We start from the raw sequence: 22,754 nt of genomic DNA, 5'->3' as shown, positions 1-22,754 counted from the left end.
CAGCTTCAAACAGCGCTCAGCAATCGTTTCTTTGACTCACTCAACGAGCTTACAACAGCGATTGACACCGCTCTTGAACAACTCTCTATTCCAAAAGTGAGTAACTATTTCTAACATCTACTATATTGAGATCGTGAGAGTGATCGGGAACTGATGGGGGCCGGGGGCGCTCATCGACGTCAGGTAACCGTTCATCGACGGGCGGTTATTACTATTGGACATTTACAAACATATATGTATAACCAGGGAATATGTAGAAACATGAGCACCACCGATTCCGCCGCCGTCGAGGGGCCGATCGCGGAGTGTCGACCCGCGGACGTCGAGCCCGTCGTCATCGACGGCGCGGAGCTCGAGAGCACCGCCCCCGAGTACCTCCGCGATCTGAAAGGTGAACTGTCACGGCGCGGCTACCAGCCCGCGGGCCTCGACGTCACCGCGTGTTTCGCGGAGGACTGCTCGCTCGCCACCCAGGCGGAGGCCGACAGGCTGCGCGGGCTCGTCCGGGCCGCGGCCTTCCTCGGCGTCGGCCGGATCGACGTGACGGTCGACGAGGTCGAGGATCCGGACCGCGTCGAGCCCGCGCTCGCGGCGCTCTCGGAACGGGCCTCGCGGGAGGGCGTCACGTTCCGTGTGACCGGCGAGTCGACGCTCGCCGAGTGAGATGGCCTCGAAGCGCTCGCTGGCGACGAAGCTCGGCGTGGTCGCGGGCTTCGAGCGACCTGACGCGTCGCTCGAGCAGTACCCGACGCCGCCCGAGCTGGCCGCCCACGTCGTCCACCTCGCCGACCTCCAGGGCGACGTGGAGGGTCGAACCGTCGTCGACCTGGGCGCCGGAACCGGTATGCTCGGGCTCGCGGCCGCCCTCCGCGGCCCGGCACGGGTGATCGGCGTCGAACTCGACGCGGGACCCATCGAGACGGCACGGGCGAACGAGCGGCGCGTCGGGACGAACGCGCCGGTCCACTGGATCCGCGCGGACGCGACCCGTGCCCCGCTTTGTCCCACGGAGCGAACGACCGTCCTGATGAACCCGCCGTTCGGCGCCCAGGACGGGAACCGCCACGCCGATCGCGGATTTCTCGAGACCGCGAGCTCGATCGCCGACGTCTCCTACTCCGTCCACAACGCCGGCAGCGAGTCGTTCCTCCGATCGTTCGCCGCCGACCACGGCGGCGAGGTCACTCACGCGTTCGCGGCCGAGTTCGACGTGGACGCCCAGTTCGACCACCACGAGTCCGAGACCGAGACGATCGACACCGAGGTCTACCGGATCGAGTGGTCGACGGGCACGGACCGATCCGATTCGACGGGATCGCCGTAGCTCTCGTTCGGGGCTGCTCGTCGCCCTACTGGTTCCGGAGCCGCTCGCGGCCCTCGTGACGCTCAAGCTCGAGTACGCGAACGCGGGTCCCGTTCGATTCCGCGTAGATCCGTCGATCCTCGCGCACCAGCGTCAGCCCGTTCAGCTCGACCGATTCGTTTTGTCCCGGTAACGGCGCCGTCTCCGCCGTCGGGCCCGCTCCGAACGCGTCGTCCTCCACGTCCAGGGACGGGTTCGTTCCGTTTCCGCGGCGCACGGCGACCTCGAACCCCTCGTCGACCGCCGCGACCGAGACGGACCATCCCTCGATGGTCGGCTCCGCCGTGGCGGGTTCCGACCGGAAGGCCGTTCTCCGCTCGCCGTCGTGTTCCAAGTCGACGCGATAGGCGGTCCCGCCACCGACCGCGTTCCACCCGGTTCGTGTGGCGACGACCGTCTCACGCCAGCCCGTTCCCCCCACGTCCACGGAGCGCGAGCCCCAGTACTGGAGGTTCCCGCGCGAGACGGCGGTGATCCAGATGCCGCGGTCGGCGTTCTTGACGATCACGCCCGAGGTGTTCACCCGCGTCGAGCGGTCGAACGCCTCGATGTCCACGACGTTCACCATCTGGTTCGACACGTTCTCGGCGTAGGTCACCTCGTAGCCCTCTACCTCGATCGGGTCGCCGGGCAGCTCCTCGTCCGTCACGGCCAGCAGGTTCGGGGCGATGGCGGGTCCGGCGAGCATGCCCAGGCCGAAAAGCAGGAGCACGAGTCCCGCCGACTGCGGCGACGACGATCGAACCGCGTCCCGAAACGTCTCCGGGTTCGGAACCGACCACGAGGGGACGATGGGCTCGCGCCGCCCCGCCACCGCGAGAGCGACGAGGAGCGCGAGGAGGACGATAAGGCCGATCCCGACCGCTCGATAGAGCACGTACCGCTCGTTCCCGAGGTACCAGTAGACCGCCCACAGCGACCGCGAGGAGGCGAACAACAACACGCCGGAGAAGACGGCGAGCGCCGAGCGTGAGGGCCAGCCGTCACGTCCGACTTCCGGATCCACGCTCCGCCCGCGGCGGCGACGCAGGAGCGCCGCACCGACGAGGACGCCGAGGAGGAACCCGATCGCGTGTCCCTGGATCGAGATGTTCGCCCACCAGGGCCCCCCGTAGGACGGGCTGGCGGCCGACTGCACCACCGGATCTCGAAGCGCTTCGTACACCAGGTTGAGGAGCGAGACGCCCGCCAACGCGACGATCGATCCGAGCGGATAGTGGACCAACGAGAACCCCCACAGCGCGAAGACGACGCCCGAAAAGCCGATCACCGGTCCGATCGCGAAGACGCTCGAGAGGATCGCGCCGGCGACGATGGCGACCGGAACGACGAGGAACGCGCGAACGAACGGGTTCTCGAGCGGCGTCCGAAAGGAGATCCCTCCGCGTCGCCGCGGAAAGTGGCCGTAGGCGTACTCGGCCAGACTCCCAGCGACGAGCGTGGCGAGCAGGTTGCCGACGACGTGGCCGAGGCTCGCGTGCGAGAGCCCGGAGAGCAACATCCCCTCGGGGTAGAAGAACGACCACGCACGAAACGGGATGACGACCGGGTCGGTCGGGTCGTCGATCCCCCGCTGGACGAAGAGGTAGACGCAGACGACGACGGCGACCGCGACGAGCGTTCCCCACGGAACGCCGAGGAGGAACCGCGACCGGAGCCGCCGCCCCCACGAACCGCGGGGGCGGTCGATGGCCACGACGACCGCGAGCGCGGCGGCGAACGCGACCGGAATGGCCAGCCGGTGAAGCGGCAGCCAGTCGGGGAGCATACGCCGGTGTCGGTCGTCGTGCCTAATGAACCTCCGGGTGACGCGGCGGTTCGATCCGTCGGAGTCGGTCGGCGGGTTCGGCCCTGTGGAGTCGGTCCGCGAAGTCGTCCCGTCGGATTTGGTCGGCGATCCGGAGACGGCTCCGTTCGATCGTGGACCCCGATCGAGCGGCGTGGGGGATTCCCACCAGTTCACAATCGAGTGAACACTTATCCGCGTTCGCGCCGATTCCATAGACGAAACCAATGGAAACCGCGGAGCTCTCCAACACTCACGAACGGATCCTCGTCGCCCTCGTGAACGAATACCGACCGGAGGAATCGCCGGTCAAGGCTCGCACGCTCGGCCGACGGATCGACAGGAACGCGGGGTCGGTCCGCAACCAGATGCACACGCTGAAACAGCTTCGACTCGTCGACGGGGTCACGGGGCCACAAGGCGGGTACGAGCCGACCGACCGGGCTTTCGACCTTCTCGATCGCGAGAAGCTGGACGACGCCGAGTCGATGGTGCTCTCGCGGGAGTACGACCGGATCAGCGTCACGGTGGACGACATCGACTTCATCAACGTGGATCACCCGACGGAGTGCAAGGCGTACGTTCACTTTCGACAGGTTGTAAGCGATCTCGAGGCGGGCGACCCGATCGTGGTCGGACCGACGCCGGTCTCGCGACTCGGGCTCGTGGGGCGTGTTACGGCGCTCTCCGATACGTCCGATACCGTGCTCGTCGACGTCGAACGGATCGAGGCGCCGCTCGAGGACGGGTGAGGTCCACGCGGAACGTTCCCGACGGTCGTTCGCTCCGTGGGACGCGCCATTCGAGGTCCCGCCGGGGTACTTCTTAAGGCCCGCGGCCGTGTGTTCGAACCAACGAGCAGCGTTCCATGACCGCCACCATCGACACGATCGACGTGCTTCACGTCGACGACGAGCCCGAATTCGCCGAGTTGGTCGCCACGTTCCTGCGGCGGACGGACGACCGGTTCGCGGTGCGGACCGTCGAGAGCGCCGAGGAAGCGCTCGACGAACTCGACGAACTCGACGAACTCGACGGCGTCGATTGTGTCGTCTCCGATTACGACATGCCCGGTCGAAACGGGATCGAGCTCCTCGAGACCATCCGCGAGGACGATCCACAGCTCCCGTTCATCCTGTATACGGGCAAGGGGTCCGAGGAGATCGCGAGCGAAGCGATCTCGGCCGGAGTGACCGATTACCTCCAAAAGGAGACCGGAACCGAACAGTACGAGCTGCTCGCGAACCGGATCGAAAACGCCGTCGAGTCCGCCCGCTCACGCGAGCTGTTGGCGGAGCGAACGCGGCGACTGGAGACGCTCGTCGACACCCTCCCCGGGATGGTCTATCGGTGCCGAAACGAGTCCGGCTGGCCGATGGAGATCGTCGACGGGGAAGTCGCGGAGCTCACCGGCCATTCCGCGGACCGGATCGCACGAAACGAGGTGCTGTGGGGCGAGGACGTGATCCATCCGGCGGACCGCGAATCGACGTGGGAGGCCGTCCAGGAGGGGCTCTCCGCCGACGGCACCTTCGAGATCACCTATCGGATCGTGACCGAGGACGGGACCACGAAGTGGGTCTGGGAGCGGGGACGCGGCGTGTACGACGACGGCACCGGCGAAGGGAGCGACGACGGCCTGATCGCCCTGGAGGGGTTCATCACCGACGTCACCGAACGCAGGGAACGCGAAGCGCGCCTCGAGCGAACGACGGCCCGTCTCGAGGCGCTCTTCGAGCGGTCTCCCGACATGATCGACGTTCACACCGCCGACGGAACCATCGTCGACGTGAACCGTCGCTTTCGGGAGGTGTTCGATCAGCCGAAGGACGAGCTCGTCGGCCGGAAGGTCTGGGAGATCGACCGGGAAGCCGATCCCGACGAACTGCGCGCCATCTGGAGCGGAATGGACGTCGGAGACCGGATCGAACTCGAGACGGAGTTTCGCCGTCCGGACGGGGAGCCGTTTCCGGTTCGGGTACACGCCACCCGGCTCCCCGTCGACGACGGGGATCGGTTCCTCGTCATCTCCCGTGACGTCTCCGAACAGAAGGATCGCATGCGTGAGCTTCGCGAACTCAAGGACCGCCTCCAGCTCGCGGTCGAAGGGGCGGATCTCGGCGTCTGGGACTGGGATCTGCGCACCGACGAGGTGGAGTTCAACGATCGATGGGCGCGAATGCTCGGCTACTCGCCGGCGGAGATCCGGTCACACATCGACGCGTGGGAGCGGCGCGTACACCCCGATGACCTCGAGCGGGTCGAGGCCGCCCTTGAGGCCCACATCGAGGGGGAGACGGCCTACTACGACACCGAACACCGGATGCGGACCGCGGATGGCGACTGGAAGTGGATCCGCGACATCGGCAGGGTCGTAGAGCGCGACGACGCCGGCGATCCGGTCCGCGCGGTTGGGATCCACCTCGACATCGACGAGCGCAAGGAGTACGAGCGGGAGCTCGAACGAAAGACCGAGGAGCTCGCCGAGTTGACGAGACAGCGCGAACAGCAGTACCGGACGCTCTTCGAGGAGGCGCCCGTGATGGCGGTGATGACCCGAAGCGAGGAGGGACGCCCGATCGTCGAGGACTGCAACCAGCAGTTCCTCGAGACGCTGGGATACGACGCGGAGGACGTGGTCGGACGGGACCTCGCCGAGTTCTACACACCGGACTCCAGGGAGGCGTTGCTCGACGGTGGCGGATACGAGCGGGCGCTCCGGGGGGAGTTCACGATGGAGCCCCGCGAGTTCTCGTCCGCCGACGGGGAGGTCGTCGAGACGCTGTTGCGAGCGGTTCCGCTCCGTGAGGTCCCCGACGCGCCCGACGCCTCCGATACGGCGTTGGCGATGTACGTCGACGTCACGGAACGCGAGGCGGTCAAACGTGCGAACGAGCGGCTCGAGCAGTTCGCGAGCATCGTCTCCCACGACCTCCGAAACCCGTTGAACGTCGCGGAGGGACGACTGCGGCTGGCCCGCGAGACGCTCGATGGGGACGGGAAGGGAGCTGACGACCACCTGGAGGCGGTCGAACGGGCCCACGACCGGATGCAGTCGTTGATCGACGACCTGCTCACCCTCGCTCGGGAGGGGGACGCCGTGACCGAGACCGAACCGGTCGACCTCGGGACGGTCGCGAGGGAGTGTTGGGAGACCGTCGAGACCGCCGACGCCTCGCTCGAGGTGAATGGGGAGACGGTGGTCCGTGCCGACCGGACCCGGCTCAAACAGCTGTTCGAGAACCTGGTTCGAAACGCCGTCGAGCATGGCTCGACGAGCCCCGGCTCGAACGCTCACGGGGACGCGATCGAACCCGGCGCCGAACACGACGGTCCCGACCTCACGATCTCCGTCGGTCGGATGGAGAGCGGATTCTACCTCGAGGACGACGGAACCGGGATTCCGGAGGGCGAACACGACCGCGTCTTCGAGGCCGGCTACTCGACGAACCGGTCCGGAACCGGGTTCGGACTAAGCATCGTCGAGCGGATCGCGGAGGCACACGGCTGGGAGGTCCGCGCGACGGAAAGCGCGGCCGGCGGCGCGCGCTTCGAGATAACCGGCGTCGAGTTCGAGTCGTGAGTCGTCGCCGGGTTCGAACGGCTACCCGAGCTCGGTCGCGAGCGCCGTCTCGGCACGGACGATCGCCGGACCGATCCGGTTCGAGAGCGTCTCCGTTGCCGGATCGTCGTAAGAGCCGGACCGGCCGCTCGCGAGGATTTCGAGCGTCTCCTCGAACAGAGAGACGACGCGGGAGAGCCGATCGTCCGTCGCGGAGGCGTCCCCGCGTTCGGCCAGCCCGCTCGCGGCGTCGGCCTCCTCCAGCGCCCGGGAGAGGCGCTCCGTGACCTCGTTCTCCGAGTCCACGTCCTGCGAGTCCGAATCCGTGTTCGCGTCCGATTCGCGAGCGGCGAGCGCCCTCGCGAGGTCGACCAGCCGCTCGGCCTCCCCGACGAGCGTCTCGGCGAGGGGTGCCTTGCCGGTCTCGACGGGCTCGCGGACCGCGTCCGTTCCGTCCTCGAAGTCCTCCGGACCGACCCGGTAGGCGCCGGGACGCCCTTCGGAATCGACCACTTCCACGGTATAGCGTCCCTCGGAGTGGACCGCCACGGCGAACCGGTCCTCCTCGATCGGCCGTCCCTCGTAGACGACGCCGACATGATCTTCGATCACGCGGACGCGTTCGATCCCGGTCGCTTCCCGGCCGTCGCCGCGGACCCAGCCGGCGTCCTCGTTCGCGACGACCGTCAACACGCCGTTCGCGCCGACTCGGCGGAGACCTCCCTCGTGTTCGAACCCGAGGGCGAGCGGTGCGATCCCCGGAGCGTTCACGACCAGTTCGTGCTCGCCGGGAACGACGTGGAGATATCCGAACTCGCCTCGACGGGTGACCGTCGCGACCGGATCCTCGCTGGCGAGTCGGACGGCGCCCTCGACGGGCACGTCGTACATCGAGACCGGGATCGATCCCGAGAGCGACTCCCGGGCGCCGTCCGCGACGCGTCCGAGATCACCGTCGTATCCGGCCCGCAGGTGGCGAACGTGTCCCACGACGCGGTTCGTCAGTCCCGGCGGTCGCTCCCCGTCGATCCGTCGTCTGTGGCCCGGATCCGTCACGTCCGCGAGGGGATCGTCGTACCGCTCCTGTTCCCACGGAATTCCCACGGACGTGATGTGGCTCGCGTATCGGTCCTCGAGGAATCCCGGGATCGCGAACTCGAAGCTCAACTGGGGGCCGACGAAGTCGTCGACGGCGTCGCGGACGGCCTCGATGGGTTCCAGCGCGTAGGTCAGTTCCGTCCCCGTTCGACTGCTCTCGTGGGCGAGGACCGGTCCCGGTTCCCGGAGCGGAACGTCCGCGGGCGGGCGCGGGAGCCCGCGCCAGGAGTCCACGGTTACCCGCTCGTCGATGAAGTCCCCCCGATCGACCGATAGCCCGGGGTGTCGATCGAGGCGATGCCCGTCGAGTTCCGGCATCACGAAGGGAAGACGCGCCCCCTCATCGCGCGGGAGCCCGTAGGCGAACGGCGCCGTCACACCGGTCGTAACGTCGAGGACGTCGTTGGTAACGTCGGACCCCCACTCGTCGTCGGGGAGTCGCTCGAAGCTCGGGACCCGGTCGTTGACCTCGCTGGCGCTCGAGTGTGACCCGACCTCCGAGAGGATCCCCACGCGACGACCGTCGCTCACGTCGGGCTCGAGGAACTCGTTGTTCGGGCTGGCGCGCGAGTGCGCGCTCGCGGAGACCAGAAGCGGCGTCCCGCTTTCGCGATCGACGAAGACCTGCAGCAGCTCCCAGTCGTGCCAGTGGAAGTTGACCGTGAACTGGTCGAAGACGGAGTAGAACCAGTACTGGATCGCGTCGACGCCGTCCGCGGCCTCGACGATCCGGTAGAACGCGGTCGGCGCCGGCGGGGTGTCGGTTTCCGCGAACGCCTCCGAGTACCCCTCCAGGGCCGTGAACCCGTCCACGACGGTCCTTCCGTCGCTCTCCACCGTGTACAAACGTGGATCGGCGGGGAACCACTTCTCGAGGGCGCCGAAGTACAGGTCGGGGGCGTGTCGGACGACTATCGAGGGGACCGGCTGAGTGTCGTCCACGCCGTCCTCGTCGTCGGGAGTGGGTGATCGCGAAGGGGTCGGGGACGGCTCCACGGGCCCCGATCCGGACCCCCTTCCGTCATCCGGACGCGAGACGGCCCACGCGCCGGCGACTCCGCTCGCACCGACCGCTCCGAGCCCCGCGTAGATCAGGAGCCGGCGCCGTCGTTCGTCGGGAGGCGGGCCGTCACCGGCTCCGTCCCCGTTCGTTTTGGACATGTGGGTCTCGCTCCGACGTCGAGATACGCGGTCGGAGTATATCCGTCTTCCTCGCGATCGCCGCCGTCTCCGGATGGTTCCGAGGGATATTCGAGCGTTTCAGCCCTCGAGCCGCCCCTGCGACGCGTTTTGCCGTAACGTTTTTACAAAATAGACAGATCTTTTAGGTATGGGTTGGGGGAACAAGTCACTCAGATGGCTGGGAACGCTGGGGGGCATCGTGGCGTTGATCAGCCTCGGGATCACGGCGGCGATCGTCGTCGGGCTCTACGTGGTGAGCTTCGAGTCGTTGAACGTTCCGATCGGACTGGCGGAGCTTCTCGTGCCCGCGCTCGTGGCGGTGGTCGGGTTCGTGATCTGGGCCCTCTCGAGGATCACGCTTCGGTTCACCGACGACTCCGGGTCGGGTTCCGAACCGGCCGGCGTCGACGACCCGGAGGTCTCTGGCGATTCGACGGCCGCCGGGAGCGGGGAGTCGATCCCGGAGTCGAGAGCCCGCCTTCGGGAGTTCAACCGGGCGAACAAGTACGTCGCGGCGATCTTCGGGCTGCTCTTCGCCCTGGCGGTCGCCTCCTCGGCGCTCGTCGAGGCGGCCTCGGGAACGCCCTTCGGGATCGTCGTCGGATTCGTGACCTTCCTCACGGAGGCCACCGGCGGGACGACGAACCACCTCCTGACCGCGGCCTGGTTCGGGGGCGCCTGGTACGGCATCCGGAAGTACGAGGCCACGGAGGCGTGGGTCGCCGGGCTCGTCGGCTGGGGCCTGCTCACGATGGGCGGAGTGTACCTGCTCACCGTGAGCCTCGGCGCGATCGCGATCGTCGTCGCCGGCCTGAAGGTCCTGAACGGCGGGCTGAGGGCGAGCGGCGAGACCGAACTCGTGTTCCTGGACGAGTACGTCGACGAGTTGGACGAGGGGGGTACGCTCACTGCGAACGATGCGAACGATGCGGACGGCTCGAGCGACGTGGGCGACGCGGGCACCTCGGCCGCCTCGAGCGACGCCGGTAACGCGACCGGCACCGGTAACGCGACCGACGCCGGAAACGTGGTCGGCCGTTCACGGAGCCGATCCGACGACGGCAAACAGTCGATCGCCGGGATCCGGGACCAGCTCGAGGGTGCGGAGATCCGAGGTCCGAGCGACGTCCGGGACGTCCTCGAGGTCGACCCCGAGTTCGTCCACCCCCGTGAGGCCGGAAACGACCGGATCGCGTACTGGAGCTACCTGAGCTACGCGCTCGGCGGGCTCCTCGTCCTCTCGTCGCTTCTCGTCGGCATCCAGCTGTGGGGGTTCCCCGCGCTCGGACTCTGGGGCATCCCGATCGGCGCGGTGTATCTCGGGCACGCCTTCGGCCTCCCGCAGCGCTCGCCCGTCGTCCACGTAGCGGGTGCGGTCTGGTACGTGTTCGGCCTCCTCGTCTCCGTCGTGACGTTCAGCCCGCTGGCGATTCTCGCGAACGCGGCGGGCGTCTACCTCGGCTGGACGTCCACCGCGGGCGTTCCACAGCCCGACGAGGTCCTCACGGACGTCCAAGGCGGGTCCACGGCGGACGGGCGATCCGACGCGTCGTTTCCGGAGGACCTTATCGGCGGCGGCATCGTCGCCGGAGCGATCCTCGGCGCGGTCCTCGGCGTCGTGGGCGCCGTCCTGTTCGCGTGGATCTCGGTTCGAACCCGGACGGTGTACGGGCTCCTTTTGATCCTCCCCGCCGTCGCCGCCGGGTTCGGCGTCACGCTCGGCATGGGCGAACGCGGAGACGTGGTCAGCGGACTCGTCGGAGCCGGGTTGGCGGTGCTCTCGATCGTCGTCGGATTCAGACTCCTCAACCGATGGATGCCGCCGGGCTACGAGCTGCAGCCCGGGCTGCTTCTCGCGGTCGTCCCGCTTTTGGGCATCTACCTCGCGTACCGGATCGCCGCCAGTTCCGAGAGCGAAGGCGGAACGCGGGAGGATGCCGACGGAGCGACGGACGGAGCCGACGGCGATCCTCCGGAGTCGGCCGGGCGATCGACAGTCTCGGGAACCCCCCGTGATCGGCCCGATTCGTCGGAGTAGGACTCCCGCGTCCTGGAAGTGACGCCACCTACGTTCCGGGAGTGACGCCACCTACGTTCCGGGAGTGACGCCACCCGCGTTCCCGCGGTGATCACGTTGGGGGCGTTGAACCGGACGCCAATTTCGGTCCGCCGTGCCCGGGTTTTATGTGGAACGGTGGGGATTTCCCGATGTGCCCTCCACGAAGATAGCACTCGGCGACGCCCTCGGTTACGGGGCCGATCGCCTCACGACACGCGGTGGAGCGATGCTCATCGGTGCGTACGTCGTCTTCCAGATAGCGAGCCAGGCCAGCTTCCAGTCCCTCTTTGCGGGACTGGTTCCGAACACGATGCCGTCCGGCGCGGCTGGCCAGGTGTATCCCCTGGCGATCGACCTGCCGATGCCGGTCAGCGCCGGACTCGTCGTTCTGTTGATGATCCTCGGAACGGTCCTTTCGATCGTGGCCATGCGGGCGATGTACGCCGACATCGACGACGTACCGTCCGCGGATCACACGCGGCGGCTCGCCCGGACGACCGTCGTGACGATCGTCGTCTCGATCATCACGTTCGTGGCCATCTCGATCGGCACGGTGTTCCTCATCCTGCCGGGGATCTTCCTGGCCGTCAGCCTGGTTTTCGCACAGCTCGCCGTCGTTCTCGAGAACGCCGGCGTTATCGAGGCGCTGCAGCGAAGCTGGGGTCTCGCGCGGGGGAATCGACTTCGACTGTTCGCCCTGGGACTCATCATCGCCGTCGTCGGCGGGATCGCCGGCGGCGTCTTCGGCTTCATCGGGGTGTTCTTCCCCCTCGCCGGCGCCGTGGCGTCGGCGATCGTTACGAGCGTCGTGACCCTCTTCGGGATCGGCGTGCTGGTCGGCTGTTACAGACAGATCGCGGAGCCCGGAGCGGCTGAGACGGGCGCCCGCGGCGCGACAACCGGACTCTGAAACGGTCGCCCCGTCGGTCACATCCCGGCGCGGTTCATCGCGTCCGCGAGCGACACGCCGTTTTCGACGTGTTCTCGAACCGCCCCTTCCGTCTCCTCGATCGCTTGCGCCTCCTCGAGAACCGCGTCCGCGTTCTCGGGATCGACCACCGTGACGCCGGTCTCGTCGCCGATCACGACGTCGCCGGGTGAGACGAGCGTGCCGCCGACGGCGACGGGCACGTCCGCCTCCACCTCGCCGTCGCCGCTCGGGCCGCGGGGGGTTCGGGCGGGCGCGAACACGGGGAACTCAAGTTCCCGGATGTCGGCGATGTCGCGGACGGCCCCGTCCGTGATCATCCCGACCACGCCGCTTTCCTTCGCGTACGTCGAGAGGAGCTCGCCCCAGACCGCCTCGCGGACCGCCCCGCCGGCGTCGACGACTAGGACCTCGCCCGGGTCGGCGTCCACGACCGACTCGACCGGCGGCCAGATCGCCTCGGGGTCCACACGCGTCGTCTTCGCCGTCCCCACCAGGGAACAGTCGCGATGGATCGCCCGAATCGAGCCCTCCAGTACCGCGACGTCCTCGCGTTTCGTGTCGGCGACGACCGCGGAGGACAGATCGCGAAACCCCTCGAGGACCGTCTCGTCTACCGGATCGACGTCCGTCGTCATACGACCTCCCACGAACAGGCGGTATAAATATACACCGGCGATTCCACTCGCCTCCGCCCGGAGGATCGTGTTACCACGTACCACAAACTTATGTACGTCCGTGGGATCGGTTCGAATAGGGAGGCACGAGCATGGCCGAGCACGTACGGGTTCGGGGGGAACCGAATCGTGACTACGAGCGGGAAGCCGAACGGCTGGTCGACGAGTTCGCCGACCGGGGCCTGATCGACCGCGACGTGCGTCGGGAGACGGAACGGCTCCTCCGGAACGATAAGCCGCTTGAGGCGCTTCGTCGGATCACCGAACACCGACGCAACCACCGCTGAGAGGTATCGGAGGGCGTACAACACGGCCGTCCAACGCGGACGCGGAGCGTGGACGTGAGCGGTGTCGGTCGAAACGCGATACACCGTGATTCGGCACACCGCCACGCTCGGACCTGTTGGTTCACCAAACAGTTTTGTGCCGCTGGAGCGTATCACGGATATGCTCGGAACCGTCGCCCGTTTGCTCGTTCTCGCGGAGGGCGTCCTCGGGAGTTTGAAGGTGCCGATCGACGCCACCGGGACCGATCGAGCCGCCTCGGCCCCGATCGGCATCATCCTGATGGTCGGACTGACCGTGATCGTCGCCGGGGTCCTGGCCACCACCGTTCTCGGGATCGACGTCGCCACGATCGCCGACCGGGCGGGAGAGATCCTGACGGGTGACGGCGACGCCGACTACTCGTTCGTGTAGACCCCCTAACGGAACATTCCGGATCGGTCCCGTTTGACGGTTCGCATCGAACTCATCGATCCACCCACGGATCCACCGTCTCACCGTTCCGTCCGCGTCTCTCCTGTGATCGTCTTCCGAGACGACGGGGAGCCGAGCATCAGATCTCATAATTTAGTCATTCTCCTTATGTATCCCCGTCCGATAGTTTCGATCGTCAGTCCACGGGAGGGGGATCCCGATCGAGTTGCTCGATCGGGGCCATCCGACGACTGTCTGATCACCATGCAACCCACGGACATCAAGCGACTGTTCACGGAGGATCGCGCGGTCTCACCGGTTATCGGAGTCATCCTGATGGTGGCGATCACGGTCATTCTCGCGGCCGTGATCGGCACCTTCGTGCTCGGCCTCGGCGACAGCCTTCAGGACACCCAGCCGACGGCGAGCTTCGACTTCGAGTTCGATTCCGCGGATGGGGTCACGATCACGCACTCAGGAGGGGATACGATCGACGCGGATACGAATACCGTGACTGTAACTGCTACCGGCGGTGGGGATGCAAGCATTAACAGCGGTGACTGGTCGGGGAGCCTCTCAGCGGGCACCTCAAAGGAATTCACAGCGAGCAGCAACTGGAACGAGGAAACCGTCTCCGTGAACTGGCAGGCCTCCAGCGGCGGCTCCTCGGCCACGCTCGGATCGAGCACCGCGCCGGACAACAGCTAAACACCCCACTCCTTCGGCCCTCCCGCGGCATTCGTCGTGACGGCGGAGCGCTTTTGAAGTCGCCGGCCCTGCAAGCGGTATGAGCGTCGATCGGATCCTTCTCACGAACGACGACGGGATCGATACCGTCGGCTTCCGCGCCCTTCACCGCACGCTGTCGAAGCGTGGCTACGACGTGGTGGCCGTGGCCCCGGCCGCGGACCAGAGCTCCGTGGGGCGGTCGCTCTCGACGGACGTCGTCGTCCACGACCACGAACTCGGCTACGCCGTGGAGGGCACGCCGGCCGACTGCGCGGTCGTCGGGCTCAGCGAACTCGTCCCGGACGCCGACGTCGTCGTCGCCGGGTGCAACGAGGGCGCGAACCTGGGCGAGTACGTCCTCGGCCGCTCCGGCACCGTCTCCGCGGCGGTGGAGGCGGCCTTCTTCGACGTCCCCGCCATCGCGACGTCGATGTACGTCCCGGCCGGCGAGGATCCGTCCGAGTGGTCGCTCGACCTCCGGGACTTCGCACACGCGAGCGCGACCACCGGATTTCTGGTCGACCACGCCGTGGGCGCCGGCGTCTTCGAACAGGTCGATTACCTGAACGTGAACGCGCCGATGGCCGACGGCGAGACCGGCCCGAATCCCGCCGAACGGGCGCCGATCGAGGTGACCGAACCCTCACAGCTCTACGAGATGGACGCGAGCCGAACGCCCGAAAACGGCGTCCGACTCCACGACCGGATCTGGGACCGCATGGAGACCGGCGACCTCCCGGACCCGCCCGGAACGGACCGGCGTGCGATCGTCGAGGGGCGCGTCTCGGTCTCGCCGCTCACGGCGCCGCACACGAGCGGCCACCACGAGGCCCTCGACGGGCTCGCGGAGACCTACGAGAGCGTCGACGCCGGCGTCGAGATCGATGCCGATGTCGGGACCTCGACGTCCGAGAACTGAGCTACTCCTCGTCGCCGCTTCCGTCGCTGACGGTGACCTGCGCCTCGCGGATCACGGAGTCGCCGATCTCGTAGCCGGGCTGGTAGACCTCGGCGATCGTCCCCTCCGGCTCGTCGCTTCCGACCCGGAGCATCACCTGATGGCGAACGGGGTCGACGTCCGATCCCGGGTCCGGCTCGATCGCCTCGACGTTCTCCTCCTCGAGAACTCGATCGAACTCCTCGAGGGTCGACTCCACGCCCGGGCGCAGGTCCGCGCCCTCCTCCTGTTCGAGCGCGCGAACCAGGTTGTCGCGAACAGGAACGATCCGCTCGATCAGGTCCTCGGCCGCCCGCTCTTTGATCTGTTCCTGCTGTCGTTTCGCGCGCTGTTTGTAGTTCTGGAAGTCCGCCTGCTTGCGCTTCAACCGCTCCCTGAGGTCGTCGATTTCGTCCTCGCGATCCTCGAGTTCCGCCTCCAGCGTCTCGATACGCGCTTCGCGTTCCGCGAGGCGCGCCTCCAGGTCGGCCGCCTCGTCGGCGAGATCGTCGACACCCCGGGCGTCGAGCTCCGCGATGCGCTCGGCGAGACCGAACTCGCCGGACGCGTCGGGACTTCCGCTTTCGCCCCGGGCGGCCGCATCCCGGCCGTCGACGCCGACCGTCGGGTCCCCGTCGACCGCATCGTCCGCGTCGTCCGCATCCGACGTCGAGGGGGTCGCGTCCTCGTCCTCGAACTCGATCTCGACGGCGTCGTCCTCGCTCATGGTCGATCGGTGGGTCCCGGCGGGCATAAGGCTTGCAAAAACGCTTCGAGAGACGTCTTCCGCTCCGCGCGTTCGCCATCGTTTTGGTGCCGGAGGGAACGTTCGCGGGAACTTTCGGGAGTTTATAATCCATCGCGCGGGAAGGGGGTCCATGACCGCGCCGAATCGGAACGTGCTCTGGGCGAACGCGATCGTCGACGGGCTGGCGAGCGCCGGCGTCTCGGCGGCCGTGATCTCGCCGGGCAGCCGTTCGACGCCGCTCGCGATGGCGTTCGCGCGCCACGAGGAGGTCCACGTCTTCTCACAGCTCGACGAGCGCTCGGCGGCCTACTTCGCGCTCGGGCGGGCCCGCCGCACGGGAGCGATCACGCCGCTCGTCTGCACCTCCGGGACCGCCGCCGCCAACTACCACCCGGCCGTGATGGAGGCCGACGAGGGGCGCGTGCCGCTGCTCGCGCTCACCGCCGACCGCCCGCCGGAACTCCGGGATTCGGGAGCCAACCAGACCGCCGACCAGGAGAAGCTCTACGGCGACGCGGTCCGGTACTACAAGGACCTCCCGGAGCCGGCGGCCCACGACCGAACGCTCGCCTCGCTGCGGACCACGGTCGCGCGGGCGGTCGAGGCCGCCGAGGGCGTCGACCCCGGCCCCGTTCACCTCAACGTCCCGTTCGCGAAGCCCCTTGAGCCGACTCCCGTCCCCGGGGACGTGCCCGACGACCTCGACCCGGCGTCCGAGACCGGCCGAGAGGGCCCCTACGTCTCCCGAACGGGCGGCGCCACGAGGGTCGACGATGGAGACCTGCGCTCGCTCGCGGAGGCGCTCTCCGTCGACCGCGGACTGATCGTCGCCGGACCGGCCGATCCCCCGGGTCTCGATCCGGAGGCCGTCACCGCGCTCTCACACGCCACCGGCCACCCGGTTCTCGCCGACCCGCTCTCGGGAGTCCGTTTCGGCGGCCACACCCGCGTCGCGCCCGTGATCGGCGGCTACGACGCCTACCTCTCGGCCGACGCGGCCGGGGACTCGGCGCCGGCGTGGCGCGATCCCGAGGTGGTTCTCCGGCTCGGTGCCTCGCCGACCTCCAAGCGACTTCGAAAGTACCTCGCTGCCACCTCCGCCGACGAGTACGTCGTCGATCCGGCGGGGCGGTGGCGCGAGGCGGAGTTCGCCGCCACGGACCTCGTCGTCGCCGAGCCGAATCGGCTGTGCGGCGACCTCTCACGGCTGGTCGCCGGCGGCGGGTCGGGCGAGTGGCGCGCCCAGTGGGAGGACGCCGACGAACGTGCCTTCGGGGTCCTCGAGGAGTCGGAGGCGTTCTTCGAGGGTCGTGCGGTCGCGACCATCGCCGAATCCGTCCCGGATCCCGCGACGATGTTCGTCTCCAACTCGATGCCCGTTCGCGATCTCGATCGGTTCGCCCGCCCGACCACGCGGAGCCTCACCGTCTGCGGTAACCGGGGCGTCTCCGGCATCGACGGTATCGTCTCCGCGGGACTGGGTGCCGGTTCCGCGACGACCGACGACCTCACGCTCGTGGTCGGCGACCTCGCGTTGTATCACGACTCAAACGGCCTCCTCGCGCTCGACCGGCTCGACCTCGAGGCCACGGTCGTCGCGATCAACAACGACGGCGGCGGGATCTTCCACGCGCTGCCGATCGAGAGGTTCGAACCGGAGTTCACCCAACAGTTCAAGACGCCACACGGCCTCGAGTTCGAAGCGCTCGCCGATCTTCACGGCCTCCGTTACGAGCGGATCGACGCCCGCGTAGAGGGTGGGGACGGCGACGGAAGCGGCGTGGCTGACGGTGACGGGAGCGGCATGGCGGACGACCCACGAAGCGCGCTCGCCGCGACCTACCGGGAGGCGCGCGAACGCTCCGGAAGCACCCTGATCGACGTTCGGTTCGATGCCGAATCGAGCCACCGGACGCGCGAGCGACTGCGCGATCGGGCGGTCGAGGCGGCTCTCGGGGCGGAGTCGGGAGAATAGCGAAGCGATCCGACCGGAAATAGTGATTCAGCGGCGGCTCGCGATCAGTCGTCAGCCGCGGCCGGGCTCGCGTCCGGCTCCGCGAGTTCGCCGGCGCGTTCGAGCTCCGTGAGGTACTCGTCGGCGTCGATGGCCGCCTTGCTGCCCATGCCCGCGGCGGTGACGGCCTGCTGGTAGTGATAGTCGACGACGTCGCCGGCACCGAAGAGCCCCTCGACGCCGGTCCGGGTCTGTCCCGCGCCGGCGCCGTCCTCGGTCCGGAGGTATCCCTCCTCGTTCAGCTCGACGCCGGTTCCCTCGAGGTAATCGGTGTTCGGCGTGTGGCCGATGGCGAAGAAGACGGCGCCGACCTCGAAGTCGTACTCCTCGACCTCGTCGGCGGTCGCCGGATCCTCGAGCTTCTCCTTGGGGTGGCCCTCGGGGTGTTCGACGAGCGTCACGTGGTCGATGCCGTCCTCGGGCGTGCCGTGCAGCTCCGTGACCTCCGTGTTCCGGAGGATCTCGATCTCGCCGTCCTCCACCTTCTCCATCACGCGGTCGATCCAGACATCCTCGGCGCGGAACTCCTCGCGGCGGTGGGCGATGTAGACGGTGTCGGCGAACTTGGTGAGGAAGTTCGCCTCCTCCATGGCCGCGTCGCCGCCGCCGACGACGAGCATGTCCTCGCCGCGGAAGAACGCGCCGTCACAGGTCGCACACGTCGAGAGGCCGTAGCCCATGAGCTCGTCCTCTCCCGGAATGCCGAGCGTCCGTGCGGACGCTCCGGAGGCGGCGATGAAGGCGTCGCAGGTGTAGACGTCGCCGTTCGTCAACTCGACGCGGAACGGGCGGTCCGAGTCCGCGACCGACTCGACGACGCCGTTTTTCGTCTCGGCGCCGAACTTCGTGGCCTGCGCTTTCATCTCGTTGATCAGGTCGGGCCCGGAGATCCCCTCGGAGAATCCGGGATAGTTCTCGACGTCGGTAGTGAGCGTCAACTGCCCGCCCGGCTCGTCGCCCTCCAGGATGAGCGGCTCGTTGTTCGCGCGGGCGGCGTAGATCCCCGCCGTGAGCCCGGCGATGCCGGTCCCGGCGATGATCAGCCGTCGGTGTTCGACTACGTCCTCGCTCATGGCTGAGGGTTGGCGATCGGGGCCTATGTAGGTTGCGCCATGGAGGCCACGGACCCTTCCGTCGGAGTCGTCGCGACGATTTTACGACTCGAACGATTCACCGTTCGGCGGGTTCACGACTCGACGGCTCGGAGCTCACGACTCGACGAGCTCGCCCTCGCGCTCGCGCCATTCGGTGAGGCTACCCTCGTAGATGTGGACGTCCTCGAAGCCGAGCCACCGGAGCGCGACGTACGTGTGTGAGAGCCGGCGCGCGGTGTTACAGTAGAGCACGACCGGCCGGTCCGGCGTGATCCCGCGTTCCTCGAATCGCTCGCGGAGGTCGTCCTTCGCGCGCAGCCCGCGCGTCTCGGGATCGACCGCCTCGGTCCAGTCGAATCGGACCGCGCCCGGGAGGTGCCCGGCCGCGTACTCGTCGGCGTCCCGGGTGTCGACGAATATCACGTCGCGCTCACGGTCCTCGAGCAGCTCGATCACCTCGTCGTATCCCACGATCGGCGAGTCCGCTCCCTCGACGCGACGCGCCTCGATCGTCGTCTCCTCGAGGGAGACGGGATCGCTTTCGATCGGGTAGTCGCGCTTCCAGGCGCTCAGATCGCCGTCGAGGAGGTGGACGTTCTCGACGCCGTAGACGAGCGCCGTGACGAGAAACCGCGCCGCGAAGACCCCGTTCGTGTCGTCGTAGGCGACGAGGACGTCGTCCCGGGAGAGGCCGGCAGCGCCCAGACGCTCCGCGAACGCCTCGGCGCCCGGAAGGTGGCCGACGTCGCCACCCTCGGCATCGCGGAAGTCCTCGAAGGGAACGTTCACGGCACCGGGGACGTGTCCGAGCGCGTCGTACTCCCAGGCGTCGCGGACGTCGACCGGGCGCACGCCGGGGTCATCGAGGTGATCGGCGAGCCACTCGATCGGGACGGTGATCTCGGTCATCGGTCCTCCCTTCTACCTCCGGACGGTTTATTCCGCTGACCCGCGCCGATTCGGCCGGGCCTTCCGGATACCGGCAACATTTGAAACCCCCGCGGCGATCGCGGCCTCGATCCTCTCGGACCGTCGATGATCGACGGCGGGCATCCGGGCGGTACGACCCGACGATCGACGGGCGGCCGACAGCTCCGGACATGAACCGGCAATAATCTCCCCCGATCCGAACGAGAGGCGGGTATGTCCGTGGTGTTGGGGACCTTATAGGTCGAACACGTAGGGGGAACTGCTATGGGAGATTCCGATTACGCGAACGACGTGCTCGTCTCCGCCGACTGGGTGGAGGCGCGGCTCGACGAGTTCGAGAGCGACGACGACGACCTGCGGCTCGTGGAGGTCGACGTCGACACCGAAGCGTACGACGACGCGCACGCGCCGGGAGCCATCGGCTTCAACTGGGAGAGCCAGCTCCAGGACCAGACGCAGCGTGACATCCTCGAGAAGGAGGACTTCGAGGCGTTGCTCGCCGAACACGGCATCAGCGACGACTCGACGGTCGTCCTCTACGGCGACAACTCGAACTGGTTCGCGGCCTACGCCTACTGGCAGTTCAAATACTGGGGCCACGACGACGTGAAGCTCCTCGACGGCGGCCGCGAGTACTGGGTCGAGAACGACTATCCGACGACCGACGAGGTCCCCTCCTTCCCCGAGGTCGACTACGAGGCGGGCGGCCCCTACGAGTCGATCCGCGCCTACCGCGACGACGTCGAGAAGGCGATCGACCGCGGCGTTCCGCTCGTCGACGTGCGCTCGCCCGAGGAGTACCGCGGCGAGATCCTCGCGCCGCCGGGACTCCAGGAGACCGCCCAGCGCGGCGGCCACGTCCCCGGCGCGAAGAACATCTCGTGGGCGGCCGTCACGAACGATGACGGCACGTTCAAGACCCGCGATGAGCTCGAGGAGCTCTACGCGGAGGAGGACATCGACGGCGACGAGACGACGATCGCCTACTGCCGCATCGGCGAGCGCTCGTCGGTCGCCTGGTTCGCGCTCCACGAGCTGCTCGGCTATGACGACACGATCAACTACGACGGCTCCTGGACCGAGTGGGGCAACCTCGTCGACGCGCCGATCGAGACCGGCGACGGCGAGTGAGCGGGCGGACGATACAGCGTTAAGTCGGTCCGCGGCCTTCCGTTTTTCATGAGCGCAGACGACGTACACGAGCGCGTCCGGTCCGAACTCGCCACCGAACTGTCCAGGCTCGGCTCCTCGAAGGCGCTCTATGCCGCCACCGAGGGCGAACTGAACGCCGATCGCGTCCTGCGGGCGGCGGCCGACGCGGAGCTCGCCGCGGCCGAGACCTTCGAAGCGTGGGCCGGGGACGAGGAGAACGACGCGGCGGCGGAGGTCTTCGCCGCGATCGCCGCGGAGGAGCGCGACCACTTCGATCGCGTCCGCGAGGAATTGGACGACTACGACCCCGATCTCGGCGAGGACCTGCTCGCCATTCCCTCCCACCTCCGCTCGCTCGATGACACCCTCGAGCGGGCTGGCGCGCTCCTCGGACGGATCCTCGTCGCCGACGAGTCGAAGTCCCAGTACGTCGGGTACTTCGTGGGCGACGCCGATCCGCAAACGGCCGCGGTCTTTCGTGATCTCCGCGGGGACCTCGAGGGACAGCGCGAGCGCGCTCTCGAACTGATCGACCGCGTCGGAGCGGACGAGGCCGACCTGGAGGTCGCGAGGGAAGCCGCCGCCGCGGTCGTGGAGATCGCCTACGAGGAACACGTCGAGACGCTGGAGTCGCTCGGCGTCGATCCGAAGCCGGTCTGTTGAGGCGTCGACGCATTCGCCGGGCGATCGGAGTCGCTTGCAATCGCTGAGCGATCGGAGCCGCTTGCGATCGCCGGAAACGAACGGACGGACAGTCCTTTGTGACTCCGCTGCGGAGCGACGCGCATGCCCGCGGACCTCGATGAGAAGACCGATCGCTACGAGCGGATGCTCGCGGACGCGCTCGCGGAGGCGGAGGCGGCCGCGCCGGCGGGAACGCCGCTCGGCGAGGCGGCCGCGGAGTGTCGCGAGATGGCCAAGTCGTACCTCGAGGACGGGAGGCACTTCCGCGAGGACGGGGATCCGGTCAACGCGCTCGCGTCGTTCTCCTACGGGTACGGCTGGCTCGACGCCGGGGTCCGTTTCGGGCTCTTTTCGATCCCAGAGGACACTGAGCTGTTCACGACGTAGCGTTCGTTCGCTTCGTGTGAGTCTGATCCGCATCGATCGCTTCGTGTGACCCACACCGCTCGCTCTGTGAGACCCACGTCCAGGCGTCACACGAACCGTTCGTTCACGAACGGGCCGGATCGTCCCCGGAGTTCGCCGTCGACTCGCCCTCGGGGGCCACGACCGACTCGATCTCCGAGACGATCTCCACCGCCGGATCGCGGGCCCGGTAGGTCTCGACGAGTCGGTAGCAGACGACGTAGCTCGGAACGATCGTCGCCACGGAGAGGATCACGTTTCCGAGCAGGATCCGAACGGCGATGTCGCGTCCCGCCGAAAACGACGCCCCGGACAGGCTCGCGCTCGTGACGGTCGCGCCCTCGACGGGCCCGAGCAGGAACACGCCGATCGCGAAGCTCGCGACGTAGACGCCGGACTTCACGACCGGATTGATGAGCAGGGCGGAGGCGACGAACGCGAGCTTGCTCACCCCGTCGGACAGCCACGCCAGGGCGACGAAGACGAGCAGCCCCACACCGACCGTCGGCAACATCGTGACGAAGACGCCGAACGAGAAGCTCCCGGCGATCTGGTGGGGCGTGTGCGTCTCCGCGAAGGCGTCGTGGAGTCCCTTCCGGAGCCGCCGTCGCCACGTTCCCGCTCGCGTTCGGATCGTCATTCGGTCTCGGTGGGTGATAGCACGCCGGAGGGAAAGTACTTACCGGCGTCACTCCCGGACGCAACGA

Annotated in this window: 21 protein-coding genes and 1 pseudogene; 15 read left to right on the top strand and 7 right to left on the bottom strand. The window is 67.9% G+C overall.

The genetic code is table 11. The annotated features are described in order from the left end of the window. The 3 genes and pseudogenes from ACFQE9_RS05960 to ACFQE9_RS05950 all read left to right on the top strand — a co-directional run. A pseudogene (locus tag ACFQE9_RS05960) lies at positions 1–114 on the top strand (IS630 family transposase); the annotation flags it as partial. A 147-nt stretch (positions 115–261) separates the two neighbouring features. Then, positions 262–663, top strand: a complete 402-nt coding sequence (locus ACFQE9_RS05955; RefSeq protein WP_379741804.1) for a DUF7961 family protein — start codon at positions 262–264, stop codon at positions 661–663. 1 nt (position 664) lies between these two features. After that, the gene (locus ACFQE9_RS05950; protein WP_379741801.1) at positions 665–1,324 is read left to right on the top strand and encodes an METTL5 family protein; all 660 of its coding nucleotides are present in this window, start codon (positions 665–667) and stop codon (positions 1,322–1,324) included. A gap of 25 nt (positions 1,325–1,349) precedes the next feature. Here ACFQE9_RS05950 and ACFQE9_RS05945 read toward each other — a convergent pair whose 3' ends face one another. After that, entirely contained in the window at positions 1,350–3,131 is a 1,782-nt protein-coding gene (locus ACFQE9_RS05945; protein ID WP_379741798.1) for a rhomboid family intramembrane serine protease, read from the bottom strand. 245 nt (positions 3,132–3,376) lie between these two features. On the opposite strand from ACFQE9_RS05945, the gene ACFQE9_RS05940 reads away from it, so the two are divergent. Both ACFQE9_RS05940 and ACFQE9_RS05935 read left to right on the top strand, forming a co-directional pair. Further along, positions 3,377–3,901 (top strand): TrmB family transcriptional regulator, encoded by a 525-nt coding sequence (locus tag ACFQE9_RS05940; RefSeq protein ID WP_379741795.1) that lies wholly within the window; start codon positions 3,377–3,379, stop codon positions 3,899–3,901. Positions 3,902–4,017: 116 nt separating this feature from the next. Beyond that, entirely contained in the window at positions 4,018–6,732 is a 2,715-nt protein-coding gene (locus ACFQE9_RS05935) for a PAS domain S-box protein (RefSeq protein WP_379741792.1), read from the top strand. Positions 6,733–6,753: 21 nt separating this feature from the next. Here ACFQE9_RS05935 and ACFQE9_RS05930 read toward each other — a convergent pair whose 3' ends face one another. Next, on the bottom strand, positions 6,754–8,970 hold the full coding sequence (locus tag ACFQE9_RS05930) for a hypothetical protein (protein ID WP_379741789.1): 2,217 nt from the start codon (positions 8,968–8,970) through the stop codon (positions 6,754–6,756). Positions 8,971–9,139: 169 nt separating this feature from the next. On the opposite strand from ACFQE9_RS05930, the gene ACFQE9_RS05925 reads away from it, so the two are divergent. Together ACFQE9_RS05925 and ACFQE9_RS05920 are read left to right on the top strand one after the other, a co-directional pair. Continuing rightward, entirely contained in the window at positions 9,140–11,029 is a 1,890-nt protein-coding gene (locus ACFQE9_RS05925; protein WP_379741786.1) for a hypothetical protein, read from the top strand. A gap of 172 nt (positions 11,030–11,201) precedes the next feature. Next, complete coding sequence (locus tag ACFQE9_RS05920; protein WP_379741783.1) at positions 11,202–11,960, top strand: DUF7847 domain-containing protein; 759 nt, start codon at positions 11,202–11,204, stop codon at positions 11,958–11,960. Positions 11,961–11,977: 17 nt separating this feature from the next. On the opposite strand, the gene ACFQE9_RS05915 is transcribed toward ACFQE9_RS05920, so the two are convergent. Further along, complete coding sequence (locus tag ACFQE9_RS05915; protein ID WP_379741780.1) at positions 11,978–12,616, bottom strand: RraA family protein; 639 nt, start codon at positions 12,614–12,616, stop codon at positions 11,978–11,980. Positions 12,617–12,747: 131 nt separating this feature from the next. Between ACFQE9_RS05915 and ACFQE9_RS05910 the strand changes: the two genes are divergently transcribed. The 4 genes from ACFQE9_RS05910 (at position 12,748) to surE (ending at position 15,002) form a co-directional block, all read left to right on the top strand. Beyond that, positions 12,748–12,942, top strand: a complete 195-nt coding sequence (locus ACFQE9_RS05910) for a hypothetical protein (protein WP_379741778.1) — start codon at positions 12,748–12,750, stop codon at positions 12,940–12,942. A 160-nt stretch (positions 12,943–13,102) separates the two neighbouring features. After that, on the top strand, positions 13,103–13,354 hold the full coding sequence (locus tag ACFQE9_RS05905) for a type IV pilin domain-containing protein (RefSeq protein WP_379741775.1): 252 nt from the start codon (positions 13,103–13,105) through the stop codon (positions 13,352–13,354). Between the two features lie 264 nt (positions 13,355–13,618). After that, positions 13,619–14,062, top strand: coding sequence for a type IV pilin domain-containing protein (locus ACFQE9_RS05900; protein WP_379741772.1), 444 nt, complete (start codon positions 13,619–13,621; stop codon positions 14,060–14,062). 79 nt (positions 14,063–14,141) lie between these two features. Beyond that, positions 14,142–15,002 carry a 5'/3'-nucleotidase SurE gene (gene surE, locus ACFQE9_RS05895; protein WP_379741769.1) on the top strand — a complete coding sequence of 287 codons (861 nt, stop codon included), beginning with the start codon at positions 14,142–14,144 and terminating at the stop codon, positions 15,000–15,002. 1 nt (position 15,003) lies between these two features. Here surE and ACFQE9_RS05890 read toward each other — a convergent pair whose 3' ends face one another. After that, the gene (locus tag ACFQE9_RS05890; RefSeq protein WP_379741766.1) at positions 15,004–15,747 is read right to left on the bottom strand and encodes a nucleotide exchange factor GrpE; all 744 of its coding nucleotides are present in this window, start codon (positions 15,745–15,747) and stop codon (positions 15,004–15,006) included. 151 nt (positions 15,748–15,898) lie between these two features. On the opposite strand from ACFQE9_RS05890, the gene menD reads away from it, so the two are divergent. Further along, complete coding sequence (menD, locus tag ACFQE9_RS05885; RefSeq protein ID WP_379741763.1) at positions 15,899–17,743, top strand: 2-succinyl-5-enolpyruvyl-6-hydroxy-3-cyclohexene-1-carboxylic-acid synthase; 1,845 nt, start codon at positions 15,899–15,901, stop codon at positions 17,741–17,743. Between the two features lie 44 nt (positions 17,744–17,787). Here the strand turns inward: menD and ACFQE9_RS05880 are convergent, their stop codons facing one another. After that, positions 17,788–18,855 carry an NAD(P)/FAD-dependent oxidoreductase gene (locus ACFQE9_RS05880; protein ID WP_379741760.1) on the bottom strand — a complete coding sequence of 356 codons (1,068 nt, stop codon included), beginning with the start codon at positions 18,853–18,855 and terminating at the stop codon, positions 17,788–17,790. 135 nt (positions 18,856–18,990) lie between these two features. Next, complete coding sequence (locus ACFQE9_RS05875; RefSeq protein WP_379741756.1) at positions 18,991–19,785, bottom strand: sulfurtransferase; 795 nt, start codon at positions 19,783–19,785, stop codon at positions 18,991–18,993. Between the two features lie 285 nt (positions 19,786–20,070). Between ACFQE9_RS05875 and ACFQE9_RS05870 the strand changes: the two genes are divergently transcribed. From ACFQE9_RS05870 to ACFQE9_RS05860, 3 genes are all read left to right on the top strand, one after another. Continuing rightward, positions 20,071–20,937, top strand: coding sequence for a sulfurtransferase (locus ACFQE9_RS05870; protein WP_379741753.1), 867 nt, complete (start codon positions 20,071–20,073; stop codon positions 20,935–20,937). A 48-nt stretch (positions 20,938–20,985) separates the two neighbouring features. Further along, on the top strand, positions 20,986–21,621 hold the full coding sequence (locus ACFQE9_RS05865; RefSeq protein WP_379741750.1) for a rubrerythrin family protein: 636 nt from the start codon (positions 20,986–20,988) through the stop codon (positions 21,619–21,621). Positions 21,622–21,744: 123 nt separating this feature from the next. Then, positions 21,745–22,029, top strand: coding sequence for a DUF357 domain-containing protein (locus tag ACFQE9_RS05860; RefSeq protein WP_379741747.1), 285 nt, complete (start codon positions 21,745–21,747; stop codon positions 22,027–22,029). 103 nt (positions 22,030–22,132) lie between these two features. On the opposite strand, the gene ACFQE9_RS05855 is transcribed toward ACFQE9_RS05860, so the two are convergent. Further along, positions 22,133–22,687, bottom strand: a complete 555-nt coding sequence (locus ACFQE9_RS05855; protein ID WP_379741744.1) for a DUF2062 domain-containing protein — start codon at positions 22,685–22,687, stop codon at positions 22,133–22,135. Between the last annotated feature and the right edge of the window lie 67 nt (positions 22,688–22,754).

Origin of the sequence: Halopenitus salinus (assembly GCF_042662125.1) — an archaeon.
Classification (GTDB): domain Archaea; phylum Halobacteriota; class Halobacteria; order Halobacteriales; family Haloferacaceae; genus Halopenitus; species Halopenitus salinus.
Note: the sequence above shows the minus strand (reverse complement) of the source record. Positions and strands in the feature narration are given on the sequence as shown.